This window comes from Streptomyces spirodelae (genome assembly GCF_017676385.1).
Classification (GTDB): domain Bacteria; phylum Actinomycetota; class Actinomycetes; order Streptomycetales; family Streptomycetaceae; genus Streptomyces; species Streptomyces spirodelae.
The window spans coordinates 31,260-44,988 of the sequence record NZ_JAFFZN010000028.1 but is presented as its reverse complement, the minus strand read 5'-3'; the positions used below and the strand labels follow the sequence as shown (position 1 = coordinate 44,988).

Genomic DNA, 13,729 nt, shown 5'->3' with positions numbered 1-13,729 from the left:
GTCCTTCAATCACGGAATGCGGGTCGGGGCGGTTCATGGTCGAATCGGTCCTACCGGCGGCACGCGAGTTGAACCCTTCCGCCGTGCGCCCCGTGGTGGTGCTCGATGCTCATGCCGCACAGCGACCGTGGAGAGCGGACGGCACCTTCCACGCGTCCGAGAACGACGCATGCGACAGCGCCGCGCATCCGCGATGTGGATGCGCTGCGCGGTTTCGCGCTGCTCGGCATCCTGCTGGTCAACGTGCAGGTGATGGCCGATCCGTACGCGGGACAGGGGCCGTACGGATCAGCGGCGGAGCGGGTTGCCGCCTGGCTCGTCACCGCGTTGGTCAGCAGCAAGTTCTACCTGCTGTTCGCCTTCCTGTTCGGGTACAGCTTCACCCTCCAGGCCCGTTCGGCCGAGCGGGAGGGGGCCCGGTTCGCGGGGCGGCAGTTGCGGCGGCTGCTCTTCCTGTGGTGTCTCGGGTTCGCACACGCCGTTCTGCTGTTCCCGGGCGACATCCTGATGACGTACGCGGTGCTGGGGCTGGTGCTGTTCGCCGCGCGAGGCGTGGCGCCGCGCAAGGCCGTCGGCGGCGCGGTCGTGCTCGTCGTCTTCCTCGGCGTCCTGCTGATCGGCAAGGGCCTGCTCGCCCTCGCCGCCACCGCGTCGGGCGGCGCCGCTGTCCCCGAGGCCGTCTCCGTCGCGGCGGCCTATCGAGGCGATCCGGCCTCCGTCGTCCACGCCAATCTGCGTCAGTGGCACGACCTGCTCGCCGGGGACATGCTGTACGCACCGCACATCCTGGCGGCGTTCCTGGTCGGCCTGGCAGCGGGGAAGCGGCAATTGCTCGCCGACTGGGACCGGTGCCGCGTCCAGGTACGGCGGCTGGTCGGCTACGGGCTGCCGCTCGGCCTGGCGGGAGGCGTCTTCACCGCGGTATGCCGCAACGGGCCGCTGGACGCACGCTGGTACGACGTCGGTGACGCCGTCGGCGTGCTCACAGCGCCGGCCCTCACCGCGGCGTACGGCGGCGGGCTGCTGCTGGTGCTGCGCACGCGGCGCGGCCGGCGGCTCGACGGAGTGCTCGCAGCCGCCGGCCGGCTGGCGCTCAGCAACTATCTGGCCCAGTCGCTGGTGATGGCGCTGGTCTTCACCGGATACGGTCTCGCCCTCCATGGCCGCGTCGGCCTGGTGCCCGTACTCGTCGGGTGCTTCTTCCTCTACGCCATGCAACTGACGCTCAGCGCTTGGCTGGTACGCCGCTTCCGGCACGGGCCGGTCGAATGGCTCCTGCACAAGGTGACCCGGGGGCGCAGGGCCTGACCACCCGCCCGGCTCCGGCGGTCAAGACGTCGCTTCCCGGGTCCACTTGAGCCGGTGATCGGGGGCGGGGGGCGCGGTGTCCGCCACGCTTCCGCCGCCCTCGGCGGCTCCGGACCCCGCGGACTGCGCGTACCCAGTGGTCCCCCCGTGCACGGGCGCCCCGGGGTACGGGGCAGCCGCCGGGTGCGCAGCCTCCGCCGGATACGGGGCGTCCGCCGGATACGCGACGTCTCCCGCGTGCGCCCCCTGCTCCACGCCGACGCCCATGCCCGCGGGGGCGTCCGCGCCCACCGCGGGTCCTCCCGCCCACGCCTGTGCGGCCCGCTGGGTGATGGCCTCCGTCTCGGCCTTGGCAGCGGCGGAGATGGCCGCCGCGCCGGGCTCCTTGAACCAGGGGCGCAGCCGGATCATGGCGGGGCGGATGCCGGTGGCCAGCAGCAGGGCCGTGCCCTTGGGAAGGGCACGGATCTTGTCGGGCGGCAGGACCGGGTCCAGCCGGTAGGAGACCGAACGGGAGCCGCCGTCCTTGCCGCTGGAGTAGGAGGGCGTCTTGACATCCTGCTGGCCGACGAGTTTGGAGACCTTGTCCACGAAGTCGGCGTCGTCCAGCCCCGCGCCCAGGAGTTTGATGGTGGCGGCGCTCCACAGCGCGTCCATGCCCGCCTCCCCCCACACGCGGGAGCCCTGGCGGTAGCTCTGCAGCAGGGTCACCACGTTGACGCCGCGGGAGCCCAGGTGGCTGTAGAGGTCGGGAAGGTCGGAGATGCGGCAGACGTTGGCCGCCTCGTCCAGCACGGCCGTCATCGGGGGGTCGAGCCGGCCGCCCATCCGCTCGGCGGCCATCACCCCGGCGCGCAGGGTGGCATCGGCGAGCCCGGCGATGACGCCGGCCGCGGAGCCGCCGCCGTCCTTGGAGAGCAGGTACAGGGTGTCGCGGCCCAGGACATGCTCGTGCGGGCGGAACTCGGGCAGCCACGGGTCGGGCTGGACCCAGGCGGCGATCTCCGGGTCGAGGAGACAGGCCACGCACTGCCGTGCCGTCTCGAAGATGCCGTCCCGGGTCTCGACCGCGCCGCGCACCGTGCCCTGGAGCTGCTCGGCCATGGCGACCATGTCGGCGTCGCGCAGCAGGTCGACCGGGGTGCGGTCGGCGGGGTCGGCGAGCCAGCCGAGCAGGTCGGTGACCGTGGCCCCGCCGCGCGCTGCGGCGAGGAACAGCGCCGTGAGCGTGTTCTGGGCGGCCGAGATCCAGAAGTCCTTCTTGGACGCGTCGTCGTTGACGGAGGCGACGAAGTGCCCGGACAGCCGGCGGGCGCCCTCGATGGTGTGGCAGTCGGCCAGCATGTTCCACCACATGCCGCGCGGGGTGTGCGCGATGCCCTGCGGGTCGAACGTCCACACCAGCCCGGTTTTCTGCCGTTCGGCCCGGGTGACCGCGTAGACGTCCGACTTGTTGGAGGTCAGCAGCACCGCGCCGGTGGCCCGCAGCACCCGGGGGACGGCGATACCGGTGGACTTACCGGCACGCGGGGCCATCAGGTCGAGCTCCACATCCTCGAACGAGGAGCGCAGCTCGGGCCCGTCGGGCTCCAGATTGCCCAGCAGGTTGCCGGTCTGGTCGGGATGCAGCTCGGGCTCGTGCTTGACGGAGGGCCGCAGCTCCCGGGCGCGCTTCTCGACGGCGGCGGGCAGCATGGCGGCCAGCTCCCGCCGCCCGGCGAGCCCCTTGGTACGGGAGCGGGAGCGGGCCGCCAGCTTCCAGCCGGGGACGACGACTGCGGCCGTGGCCGCTGCGAAGACCAGCACGATGCCGCAGTACACCGCGACGGGTGACGCCTGCGGCCACAGCGTGCCGGAGCCCTTCGTGACCAGCGTGGCGAGCAGCGTGACGGAGAACGGTGGCGGCTGCCAACCCGCGCCGTTCAGCGCGGCTCCCAGCGTTCCGCCGAGCCACACGCCCGCGGATGTCGTCAGGCCCAGCGCCGTCACTCCCACGATGGCCCAAGGCCACAGGTCGCGTCCGTGCATCCCCCCTGCCGCGCTCGGACTCATGCGATCCTCCTGTCCGGCGCCGGTCCGGCATCGGCCTCGACGGCCGCGCCGGTCTCCTTCGCCGGCGACTGCGCGTTCTGCGCCCAGCGGGTGTTGGTGTCGTGCAGGTGGCGCTCGGTGTCGGTGATGCTGACCCTGATCGGTAGGCCGGGGCGGCCGCCGACTTTGACCAGGAAGCGGCCCCGGCCGGGCGGTTCCTCACGCTCGCCGGTCATCGCCCAGCCCGGCGGTGAGGACCAGGAGGAGACCAGTTCGATCTCCCGCTGGGACAACCCGACGATCTTGCCCAGCTCCTCCATCTCCGCCCGCGGGAGTCCCGCGCAGACGACCATGCCCGCACGTTCGACGAAGCCGCGCGCCTTGGCCTTGTCGGCTTCGGTACCGAGCGACTCCGCGTCCTTGAGCGTATGCGTGATCTTGGCGTCGCCCAGGCCGAGCGTGCGGTTGAGGCGGGTGAGCGCGTCGATGCGGTCGACGATGCCGGACGCGGCGCGCAGCGGACGCCACAGCTCGTCGAGCACCGTGAAGAACCAGCGCCGGGGCGTCAGGCCCGCGTCGGCCAGCGCGTGGGACGCGGCGACCGAGCCGAGCCCGTCGGACCACGCCGCCAGCATCGCCGCCGCCGTCAGTTGGGTGTCCGCCTCGCCGATCCGGGAGATGTCGATGCACACCGCCGGCGTGTTCAGGTCGATACGGGTCGAGGTCTCCGAGGCGAAGGTGTCACCCAGCGGCCCGTCCAGGATGCCCAGCAGTGAGCGGTGCAGGGGGTCGACGGCATCCCGGTACCGGGACTCGTCCCCCCGGTCCAGCGTGACCGCCCGGACCCGGTCCGGCCCTTCGCTGAGCACTCTCAGCACGTCGGGCAGCACCGGCGTCCGGCCCGGGGGCGTCCGCTCGCGCAGATGGTGGAGCACGGCGGAGAGGACGGCCTGCTCGTGGTCGTCCATGGGACTGTTGCGGACGATGGTGACCAGCGCTGCGACCATGTTCAGCACACGCCCGTGCGCCTCGGCCTCCAGCGCCTGCCCTGCCGAACCGCCGATCTTGGCCGCCGCAGCGCCCATGGCGCCCGGGTCGAGCAGGTTGATGCCCCCCATGCCGCGCCCGATGGAGATCACCTGCCCGCCCAGGGCCCGTACCGTGTCCGCGTAGTCGGGCTTGAGGTCGCCCAGCACGAGCGGCACCACGCCGGTCGCGGACAGTCCGATCAGCATGCGGTTGACCAGGGTGGACTTGCCGAGCCCCGGCATGCCGAGCATGAACAGAGACGGGTTGGAGATGTAGCGGGCCCGGGTGAACCACGAGAGCGGGTCCCCGCACACCGTCGCGCCGGTGTGCAGATGCTGGCCCAGCGGGACGCCGGACATCGGCGCGCCCGAGCCGGCCGCGAACGGCCACAGACCGCATGCCTGCACGGTCGTCGCCCGCCACATGGTGGGCGGGTCCATGCCGCCGACCTGCCCGCCGCCGGGCCCCGGCCAGCCACGGGAGGGCGCCATCGGCTCCCTGCGCGGCGTCTTCCTCTTTCTCTGCTGCTGCTTGGCGTTGCTCTTGCTGTCGCGCGGGCTCACAGCGCCTCCCGCAGATCGCGCGGAATCAGCGTCAGCTCCCACGGGAGGATGCCGACCGGAAGGGTGCAGCTGAAGGCCGCCGCCTGCATCCGGTCGGCAGGGCGCATGGACAGCCGCGCCGCTCCCTGCAGGTTGCGCATGGCCGAGCTGGCGTCGGCCAGTTCCTCGACGGAGTCGACGGTGACGGTCAGCATCAGCGAGAACTCCACCAGGCCGGCGCCGGTGGCCTCCTCCTGCGCTGTCTGCTCGGCCGCGCGGACCTCGGTGGCGGCTCGGGCCTGGACCATGCCGCGCCCGGAGGTGGCCATGAACTGGGCGGCGCGCCGGTCGGCCTCCACGATCCGGGCCGAGGTCGCAGGGTCGATGGGCCGGTAGAGCAGCGCCACCCGCTTGCGGCGAGTGCCGGGCGAGGCTTCCAGCAGGCCGCGCAGCACGTTGGCCCGCACCGTGCCGCGGGGTGCGAGGGTGAGCATCCAGGTGCGGGAGACGCCGGAGTCGTGCTGGTAGGAGGCGACATCTTCGACACAGGCCGCGGGGCCCGCGTCGTCCCACTCCAGACCGGTGCCGCCGTACTGGGTACGGACGTCGAGGACTTCACCCGCGACTGCCGGGTCGTAGGCCACCCGGACGACCTCGGCGATGCGCTCGGCGGAGAGCGGGTAGGCGACGCCGCCGCCCGCTCCGACGAGCCCGGAGAGCAGCCCCGGGATGCGGGTGGCGAGATCGGTGATGAGTTCCTCGTGCTTGGGCTTCTGTCCTGCCTGCAGCCCGTAGGTGAGTGTGATGTAGGTGTGCATCTCGGAGGATGCCTGCGGGTACCGCTCGACCACCTCCTCCATCACGGCACGCGCCGCGGCCGGGGCGTCCGGGGACAGGCGCGGCAGCACCTCGTGCGCGAGCCGGGTGCCGGAGTCGGGGGCTGTCTCGACGATGACCGAGGCACCGCGCAGCCCCGGTTCGTGCGCCAACCGCGCCAGCCACCCGCCCCATGAGGCGACCCAGTTGTCCACCTGGTCCGGGTCGACCAGGGAACCGCCGTCGGGTTCGCAGCACAGCACGATGGTGTAGAGGTTCCGGCTGCGGTGGAACAGCACGCCGAAGTCCCGGTCGTAGGCGTCCCTGCCCTCGCGCATCTGCATCCGTCCCAGCAGTCCCGGAGGCTGGAACCGCCCGGCGGCTCGCCGCGACAGCGGGCCGGAGACATAGGTGGTCGACCCCTTGGACTTGCGGCGCATCCAGGCGATGCGGACGGCGATCAACTGATACAGGTTGCGCCCGTCCTGAGTGCGCATCATCAGCGGTGCGATGAGGACTGCCGTCGGCACGAGGATGACCATCGCGGCGGCCAGTGAGAACAGCGAGGCCAGCAGCGTGACGACGAGTCCGCCGAAGACGCCCGCGGTACCGATCATGCCGAAGGGCCCGAGACCTGGCCGCCGCGGTCGGCGCCAGTTCCCGTACGTGGGACTCGACGATGCGGCATGGGTTGACATGGGTATGGCTTCCTTCCGTGTCCCGCGAGGGGGAGGGGGTGAAGTCCTGGTACTCGGAGGGGCTTTGGTGAGGGTGTGCGGTGAGGGGCAGCGGGGCGTACGCGAGGTGCAGGCGAGGCACACGGTCGGGCGGGCGCCGGCGAGGCCCGGGGTGTGGCGGTGTCCGGGGCCGGGCGGAGTGCCCACCCGGCCCTGGACGGCCGCTCATTGGTTGCGGTCGTGGTTGCCGCTCGGCCCGTTGTGGCCGAGGTCTCCGTCCGCGTCGTCCACCGCGCCGCTGACGAGGTTCCCGGCGCCCTTGGCGGCGCCCTTGGCGGCGGACGCCGCTGCCAAGGCGACACCGGCCGGCCCGGCGCCGGCACCGCGTGCGGCGCCGCTGGGGCCTCCTCCGCCCCGGCCGCCCCCGCCGCCGCCCGAGCCGCCCCCGCCCGAGCCGCCACCTGACGGGCCTCCTCCGCCCCGGCCGCCGCCTCCGGAGCCGCCGCCCGACCGGCTGCCGGTGGCCGCTGCGGCGAGGCCGCCGGGCCCGGACCGGCCGCCGCCGCCCGAGGGCCCGGTGGCTCCGGAGGCCCCGGACTTACCGCCGGAACCCGACTTGCCGCCCCCGCCCGACGCCCCCGCGCCGGCGACCGACTTGGCGCCGGAGGCGATCCCGCCGGCGGCGCCGGTGACGGCGCCGGAGTAGGCACCGCTGCCACCGAGCGCCGCGGTGGCGGGCACCACCAGTTTCAGCAGCGCGGGCAGCGAGATGGCCGACAGGAGCATCACGCAGATGCCGGCGATCTTGACGTGGATGTTCGCGGTCTCCGCCCCTTCGTACTCGCCCGTGGTCAGCGCCGTGCCCGCGTAGATGACGAGACCCGCAGCGGGTTTGTAGAGCACCCAGGCGACCATCCAGCCGATGTGCTTGCGCCACCAGCCGCCGCCCCAGTCGAGCATGGACGCCGCGGCGGCCAGCGGAAGGGTGCCGAACAGCACGATCATGACGCCGAGCCGGACATAGAGCAGGATGCCGTGCACGACGGCGGCGATCAGCAGCAGGAACGCGAGGATCAGATAGAGGAACGACGGTACGTCGTCCGAGGAACCGCATCCCATGTTGTTGATCTGCGCGTTCACGGCGCCTTCGAACAGGTAGTCGGCGTAGCTGTCACCGACTCCGGCGGCGGCGGCCATGATGGTCGTTCCCCCGCCGGCCACCACGATCAACCGCACCATGCCCCGCAGCGCGGTCTGCCCGGCGTCGGCCCGGCGTTCCGCGGCCATCCGGACGCAGGCGAAGAGCAGCGAGCCGATGGCGAGGTAGACGACGATGTACTTCACCTGGTTGTGCACCGGACTGGACGCCGTGGTGGAAAAGGTGGGGATGGCCTCGGTCACCGCGGTGAACGCGGACAGCGCCCCGGTCATGATGGCGTTCGCGATGCCCTTGATGATGGTGCCGATGGGGTCGCCCAGGAAGTCGAAGAATCCCTTGGCGATGTCCAGGATCGGATTTCCCGTGCTGCCGCATGCCGCCATCAGGCAGCCCCCCACTTGACGTATCCGCCATTGCTCATCGCGGAAGTCGGGGAGGAGAAGAGGGAACCGTTCGACCGAGGCTCGACTTTCCAGTCGCCGCCGTCCCATCGCATCGAGACCGTCGTCGCGCTCAGGCTCCCGCTCGCGCTCTTGATGAGAATCCGCACCTCGGCGGCCTTCTTCGAATACGAGGGCACCGAGAAACCCGAGTAGACCCCGGGCTCCTGGCCTTCCACATCCGCCTGGGAGACCGTGGAGCGCTGGGAGATGAACTGCTTCTTGCCGTCTCCTGGGACGAGCTGCTGCTCGGCGACGGTGCGCCAGTCGGCGCTGCTCATGTGCGTGAGAATGCCGTGTGCTGCCATGACGGCGCCCATGGGGGTGTGGGCGTAGCACCACCACACCGGCCCGTTGAACCGTGTCGGTCCGGCCGATGGCGAGGTGGGCACACTCGTGCGGTCGAGCGTCTTCCAGGCGACGTCCTTGGGCGGGGAGGTCGGACGGGACGGATTCGCCCCGTCCGCCGTCGGCTCCTTGCTCTTCTCTTCCGTACTTCCGGTGTCCTGCTCTTCCGTACTTCCGGTCTTCTTGTCCGTCTTCGGAGTTCCAGCGTCCTCGTCCTCGGTGTGGCAGCCCTTGGGCCGCTCGTCCGCCGCCGGTCCGTCCTTGTGCGGGCGGTGCGAGGTGAGCGGCCCCTTCATGGCCTTCCGGGGCGCGTCGGCGCCGTCGTCGGCCCCGCCGGAACCCGTGACATAGGAAACGGCCGCGATGACCAGCGCGGTCGCCAGGAATACGGCCGAGAACACCCACCCGCGCTGTTTCCAGAAAGGCGCGTCAACCGTGTCGTCGTCCTGCTTGCGTGAGAACATTGCTACTCATTCCCGCCTCGGTGCCCCTCGGTGCCCCGGAGTTGCCCGTCTCTTCAGAAGATCCAGTTCGCGAAGGGCCCTGCGGAGGCCACGAGGCAGCAGCCGCCCAGCACCATGCCGAGCCGGCTCATGTGCTCGGAGCTCTCGCCGCGCTTCAGGGAAATGCCCATCATGGCGCCGGTGATCACGATTCCGAGTACGCCTGCCGCGGTACCGGCCCACGCGGCCAGGCCGAGCATCTTGTCGATCTTCGGCCCGAGGCCGTCGGGGGCCTGGCGCTTGGGCTGCGGCACCGCCAGGTAGAGGCTGAGCAGAGTGGTCTTCATCGGAGTCTCCTGTGAGGTGATGTAACTGGGATGTGTGTGTGGCGAAATGCCGTACCGGAGCCGAACCGGCGGTGTTTCAGGGGGTCAGAGGGCCGAACCACTGCACGAGCGGTGCCGCCGTGGTGGCGATGACCGAGGCGACCAGCACGATGAAGAACCCTCGGAAGTACGTGGCGCCTTCGCCCATTTCTCCACGCCGCAACTGGAGGGACATCTGGGTGCCGACGATGATGAGCCCGAGCACACCCGCCCCCGACGCGGCCCAAGCCAGCCAACTGAGGATCTGATTCGCGTCGCCCCCCGGTTGGTAGGGGGCGAGTTCTTCCGCCAGCAGTTGGGGCATCTGGTTCATGACGGTCACCGTGTCTTCTCCCGCTTCTTGGAGTGGGCGAGCCGGGTTCCGGCCAGCTCACCGAGCGTGCGGATGGCTCTCGGTACGGGCCCGGTCCGCTTCTCCCCCCGCCACGCCGGAACCCAGGGCACTCGGTGGACGTCCGCGACGGAGCGCAGGACACGGACGCGCTGCGCGAGGTGGAAGGGCAGCCGCCCGGGTGCGTCGGCGACGAGGACCACGGCGAGCAGGTCCACCCCCGCCGGGTGCTCTCCCGAGTGCAGGACTTCCAGCGCCCGGGAGGCCGCCCGCAGCCCTGAGGCGTGGGTGCGCGCCACCAGGAACACCCGGCCGGGCTCTCCCTGGGACGGGTCCGGCCATCGGCGCCCCAGGTCACGTCCGCCGACCAGGTCGGCGAGCGTGGTGGTTCCCGCGCCGCCATGAGCACCGACCCAGCTCACCGGACCGCCGTCGGATGCGACGGGCTCCCCGAGCACCGGAGGGCGCGGCGACCGGCTCCCGGGCACGGCCGTGGCCGGGCCCGTCGGCACCGTCGGCCCGGCGGCCGGGTCGGCCGGCACCGTTGGCCCGGCGGCCGGGTCTGCCGGATCGACGGCGATGGCGTGCTGGCCGAGCGGGGCCGGTGACGGAGCGGCCGGTGCGGTCGGCGCCCTTCGTACCGGTTCCGGACCCGGCGACGGCGCAGCCGGTGCTGCCGGAGCCGGAGCTGCCGGGTCCGCGGACCGCCCTTCCTGACCCACCGGTTCCCGCGCCTCCGTGGCCGGTTGAGGTTCCGTCGGCCCGCGTACCCACATGTGCGGGCCGGCGGGTGCCTGGCCGGCTGACGCCGGTGGGGGGACGCTCATCGCGTGTCCAGCCTCCTCTCCTGCGATCTCCTGGGTTTCAGTGCTGCGGCTGCCCTGCGCCCTCACGGGGCCTGGCGGGAAGTCGAATTGAACTGATTCGCCCCTGTGCCCGTTCGGATCTGCAAGCGCGTTGCCCTCCGTCGGAGAGCCACAACGGGACTTCAGCGGAAGTGGTTCACCGCTCTTGGTCAACGCGGCGACGTTCGGTGCGGAGGGAGGAGGAGGCGGGTGATGGGCCCATGAGCGAGAACGAGGGGATGTCCGGCAAGGCGACGCTGATCGGCCTGGTCGGAACGGGCTGCGGATGCATGACACTGCCGGCGGCAGCGGCCGGCCTGATCGTCCTGTTGATCGTCTTCGGTGGGCTCGGCGTCCTCTTCGCGCCCATCATCGCCCTCATCCTGTTCTTCGGCGGTGGAGGAGGGGGTGACGACGTCTCGCCCTCGGACATCGACACCGACGAAGTGTCCGAGTCGGTCCAGGGTGACGGGAAGGGCGAGCTGCACCACGACACGGTGCCCGCGGAACTGGCGGACACCATCGAGGAGGCCGGGGGCATCTGCGATGTCATCGGACCGGTCGTCATCGCGGCACAGATCGAGCACGAGTCCTCGTTCAACGAGGACATGCTCGGCCCCAACGGGGAGAAGGGCATCTCGCAGTTGCCGCCGGACAAGTTCGAGGAGTTCGGCGAGGACGAGGACGACAACGACGAGACCTCGGCAACCGATCCCGAGGACTCGATCATGGCTCAGGGCCGCTACATGTGCTCGCTGGCCGAGAAGGTCAAGCCGCTCGTCGACAGCGGGCAGGCCCCCGAGGGGCAGAGCGTTCTCGACCTCACTCTCGCCGCCTACGACGTCGGGCTGAAGGCGGTGCAGGACGCCAAGGGCCTTCCCCGGTCCGGCACGGCGCAGGGCTATGTGATCACCGTCAGGTCGCTCTTCCCACGGTTCGAGGGGATCGGCGGTGCCGTGTCGCCTTCCGAGTTCCCGACCCCACCCACGTCTGCTCCCGATTCCTGACCGAGGCCACGGCACGGCCCGACCCCTTACGAGAATGGAAAGGCAGCGCCACATGCGCCACACGCATCCCGCAGGAGTGACGGTGAACCAGGCGGTATCGGCAGGCGCCGAAACTCCGCAGCTCGCCCCGACTCCTTCCCGGTTCGAGGTGCTCATCGCCCGGGACGGCTCCGTGGCGCTCAACGGTGAGCGCATGCCGACGGCGGACGGCGAAGAGGTCCACGTCGCGGTACTCGACGCCATACACCGCGCGGCGCAGGAGCGGGGCGAATCCGTCGAGGCGACCATCCTCGATCTGCGGGAGAACGGCAGCGCGACCTACATCCAGGTCGCTCCGGACGGCTCGAGCCGGCTGCTCGTACCCACGGGCGACGAGGCGCCACCGGTCGACGACGCGCAGCCTGCCGACACCGACCCGCACCCTGAAGGGACATCCGTCCAGGCTCCCGTCCCCGCCCCGGCTCCCGTCCCCGGCCCCGCTGAGAATCCCGCCCCCGCTGAGAACCCCGGCCCCGACGCCGAGCAGCCGCAACCCGCTCCGGCTCCGGTCCCAGGCGAACTGGCGGAGGCCGTGGCGCACATCAACAGGGCGGCGAGCGGCGGCGAGCCGCAGCGCGCCATGGTGCTCGCCTTCCGGCTGCGGGAACACGCCGTGCGCAGCTACGGCGAGGAGCACCCCTACACCCTGGAGGCGCGCGACCTGGAGGCGTTCGTCGCACGCCTGGGCGGCAACTACGCGAAGGCCGTGGGGATATACCTCGAACTCGCACGGGTCTGCCATCGGCAGGGCAGCCCCCGTGCCTACGGATACCTCAAGCGTGCCGCTGGCAACTGGCAGATGCTCACGGATCCGCAGTCGCTACTCGCGCATGGCCGGGGGCTCCTGGCCACGTGGGCCGCGCTCGCCTCGGAAGCCGGACCCGCAGCCGACGACACGGTGCTGCCCTGCCATGTCCGTCAGCGTCTGCACGCCCTCGCCGGTGTCGGGGGCGCCGGCGTTGCGGGCGGCCGTGGCGGATCTCATGACGGTTGAGCCGCCGGATATACGCCGCTGACCTGCGGCATCAACATCGGATTGACGCCGGAGAGCCGACGCAGCGGAAAGGAGCACACCAGGGGCTTTGTGACGCGCGTCACCGAATGTTGTTGGTTCCGGTGCGAACTTCCGTCGCTCAAGGCGCATCTAATTCCTCGTTAAACGCGCTAGAGGCTGATTTACCGGGATAAGACCGATCCAAGCCTTATGTGTTGGCTCAATACCGTGCCGCTCCGAGGCAATCGGTCGTCAACGTCACGTGGATCTCCCCTCAGAAAACTCTCTGCCTCGTGAGGGGGCCGCTGTGCGAGTCCCGAGGCCAGTCCCGCCGTCGTCGACGGCGCGAATCGAGGGGGTATCAACCGTGAGCTGGACCGTCTTGGGGTCAGGAGGAGCGGTCAGCGCCCAGGAACGAGCGACCCGTTCCCTGTACGAGCAGCACGCACGGCCCCTACAGGGTTATGTGCTCCAACTGCTCGGTGGTGATCTGCAAAGGGCCGAGGACGTGGTGCAGGAGACGCTGCTGCGCTGCTGGCGCAATCAGCAACTGGTCGGCGACGGGCAGGACTTGCGTCCCTGGTTGTTCAAGGTGGCGCGCAATCTCGTCATCGACGACTACCGGCTGCGCAGGGCGCGGCCCAAGGAAGTCGACGGCAACGCCTGGCTGGAGGATGTGCTGGCCGACAACGACGATGTCGACCGGGTGCTCTCCTCCCTGGTGCTGGTGCAGGCGTTCCAGGCGCTCTCGCCCGCGCATCGGGAGGTGCTGTACGAGACGTACTACACCGGCAGGTCGACACGCGAGGTCTCACTCGTCCTCGGCATACCACCGGGGACCGTGAAGTCGCGGCTGTACCACGCGGTGCGCAAGCTGCGGCTGACCCTGGGCGTGACCGAAGCCGCCGAGGGCCAGAAACCCACCGCTGCGGTCAAGTAGCCCATGCGCGCCCCTTCCTGGGCGCTCCGTACGCACACCAGGCACTGGAAGCCGGTGTCCGGCCGTACGGCCTCGCTACGGAACCCCAGCCGCAGCACGGCCTCGACCGACAGGCCGACGGACGCCCATCCACACGGCTGCTCGTATGCCGTGGGGATGGGCTGTCCTCCGGTCTCCGGGGGTGATCCCGGCGAGAACTGCGGCCCTGTTCCGGGCCGCCCTGCACCGGGTCCTGGCGACGACGCGCCCGCCATACTGGCGTACCTGGTCCCGGCCCCGTCGAAGGATTCCGGACGGCGAAGTGCCGTTCAGGGCGATGAAGCCGTGCATGGCCTTCGCGGAGGGAGAGGTCGTCACAGCCATGGCCTCCTGCCTTTCCTTGCGCGTGGCCCCA

Annotated in this window: 12 protein-coding genes; 4 read left to right on the top strand and 8 right to left on the bottom strand. The window is 71.1% G+C overall.

The window, feature by feature from the left end; genetic code table 11:
- Positions 1-111: 111 nt before the first annotated feature.
- Positions 112-1,308: a DUF418 domain-containing protein gene (locus JW592_RS25935; RefSeq protein ID WP_209267654.1), complete on the top strand. Its 1,197-nt coding sequence runs from the start codon at positions 112-114 to the stop codon at positions 1,306-1,308.
- A gap of 21 nt (positions 1,309-1,329) precedes the next feature.
- On the opposite strand, the gene JW592_RS25930 is transcribed toward JW592_RS25935, so the two are convergent.
- The 8 genes from JW592_RS25930 to JW592_RS32965 all read right to left on the bottom strand — a co-directional run bounded on the left by JW592_RS25930 (position 1,330) and on the right by JW592_RS32965 (position 9,932).
- Entirely contained in the window at positions 1,330-3,360 is a 2,031-nt protein-coding gene (locus JW592_RS25930) for a type IV secretory system conjugative DNA transfer family protein (RefSeq protein ID WP_229376872.1), read from the bottom strand.
- The gene (locus tag JW592_RS25925) at positions 3,357-4,793 is read right to left on the bottom strand and encodes a putative type IV secretion/conjugal transfer ATPase (RefSeq protein WP_372446578.1); all 1,437 of its coding nucleotides are present in this window, start codon (positions 4,791-4,793) and stop codon (positions 3,357-3,359) included. Before JW592_RS25925 ends, JW592_RS25930 begins: the two co-directional genes overlap by 4 nt.
- A gap of 134 nt (positions 4,794-4,927) precedes the next feature.
- Entirely contained in the window at positions 4,928-6,424 is a 1,497-nt protein-coding gene (locus JW592_RS25920) for an SCO6880 family protein (RefSeq protein ID WP_209267652.1), read from the bottom strand.
- 204 nt (positions 6,425-6,628) lie between these two features.
- The gene (locus tag JW592_RS25915) at positions 6,629-7,945 is read right to left on the bottom strand and encodes a hypothetical protein (RefSeq protein ID WP_229376869.1); all 1,317 of its coding nucleotides are present in this window, start codon (positions 7,943-7,945) and stop codon (positions 6,629-6,631) included.
- Positions 7,945-8,814, bottom strand: coding sequence for a DUF8175 domain-containg protein (locus tag JW592_RS25910; RefSeq protein ID WP_209267650.1), 870 nt, complete (start codon positions 8,812-8,814; stop codon positions 7,945-7,947). The genes JW592_RS25915 and JW592_RS25910 overlap by 1 nt, the downstream gene beginning before the upstream one ends.
- Before the next feature lie 53 nt (positions 8,815-8,867).
- The gene (locus tag JW592_RS25905) at positions 8,868-9,140 is read right to left on the bottom strand and encodes a hypothetical protein (protein WP_209267649.1); all 273 of its coding nucleotides are present in this window, start codon (positions 9,138-9,140) and stop codon (positions 8,868-8,870) included.
- Between the two features lie 76 nt (positions 9,141-9,216).
- On the bottom strand, positions 9,217-9,492 hold the full coding sequence (locus JW592_RS25900; RefSeq protein WP_229376868.1) for a hypothetical protein: 276 nt from the start codon (positions 9,490-9,492) through the stop codon (positions 9,217-9,219).
- 5 nt (positions 9,493-9,497) lie between these two features.
- Entirely contained in the window at positions 9,498-9,932 is a 435-nt protein-coding gene (locus tag JW592_RS32965) for a DUF6668 family protein (RefSeq protein ID WP_307805549.1), read from the bottom strand.
- A gap of 644 nt (positions 9,933-10,576) precedes the next feature.
- Between JW592_RS32965 and JW592_RS25890 the strand changes: the two genes are divergently transcribed.
- The 3 genes from JW592_RS25890 to JW592_RS25880 all read left to right on the top strand — a co-directional run bounded on the left by JW592_RS25890 (position 10,577) and on the right by JW592_RS25880 (position 13,335).
- Complete coding sequence (locus tag JW592_RS25890) at positions 10,577-11,362, top strand: transglycosylase SLT domain-containing protein (RefSeq protein ID WP_209267646.1); 786 nt, start codon at positions 10,577-10,579, stop codon at positions 11,360-11,362.
- Positions 11,363-11,444: 82 nt separating this feature from the next.
- A complete protein-coding gene (locus JW592_RS25885; protein WP_209267645.1) occupies positions 11,445-12,395 on the top strand; it encodes a hypothetical protein in 951 nt (316 codons plus the stop codon).
- 367 nt (positions 12,396-12,762) lie between these two features.
- Complete coding sequence (locus JW592_RS25880) at positions 12,763-13,335, top strand: sigma-70 family RNA polymerase sigma factor (protein WP_209267644.1); 573 nt, start codon at positions 12,763-12,765, stop codon at positions 13,333-13,335.
- Positions 13,336-13,729 lie beyond the last annotated feature (394 nt).

Excerpts from the sequence above, each read along its gene's own strand:
- JW592_RS25935 (WP_209267654.1), top strand. The coding sequence starts at position 112 with ATGCCGCACAGCGACCGTGGAGAGCGGACGGCACCTTCCACGCGTCCG.
- JW592_RS25930 (WP_229376872.1), bottom strand. The coding sequence starts at position 3,360 with ATGAGTCCGAGCGCGGCAGGGGGGATGCACGGACGCGACCTGTGGCCT.
- JW592_RS25925 (WP_372446578.1), bottom strand. The coding sequence starts at position 4,793 with ATGTGGCGGGCGACGACCGTGCAGGCATGCGGTCTGTGGCCGTTCGCG.
- JW592_RS25920 (WP_209267652.1), bottom strand. The coding sequence starts at position 6,424 with ATGTCAACCCATGCCGCATCGTCGAGTCCCACGTACGGGAACTGGCGC.
- JW592_RS25915 (WP_229376869.1), bottom strand. The coding sequence starts at position 7,945 with ATGGCGGCATGCGGCAGCACGGGAAATCCGATCCTGGACATCGCCAAG.
- JW592_RS25910 (WP_209267650.1), bottom strand. The coding sequence starts at position 8,814 with ATGTTCTCACGCAAGCAGGACGACGACACGGTTGACGCGCCTTTCTGG.
- JW592_RS25905 (WP_209267649.1), bottom strand. The coding sequence starts at position 9,140 with ATGAAGACCACTCTGCTCAGCCTCTACCTGGCGGTGCCGCAGCCCAAG.
- JW592_RS25900 (WP_229376868.1), bottom strand. The coding sequence starts at position 9,492 with ATGAACCAGATGCCCCAACTGCTGGCGGAAGAACTCGCCCCCTACCAA.
- JW592_RS25890 (WP_209267646.1), top strand. The coding sequence starts at position 10,577 with ATGAGCGAGAACGAGGGGATGTCCGGCAAGGCGACGCTGATCGGCCTG.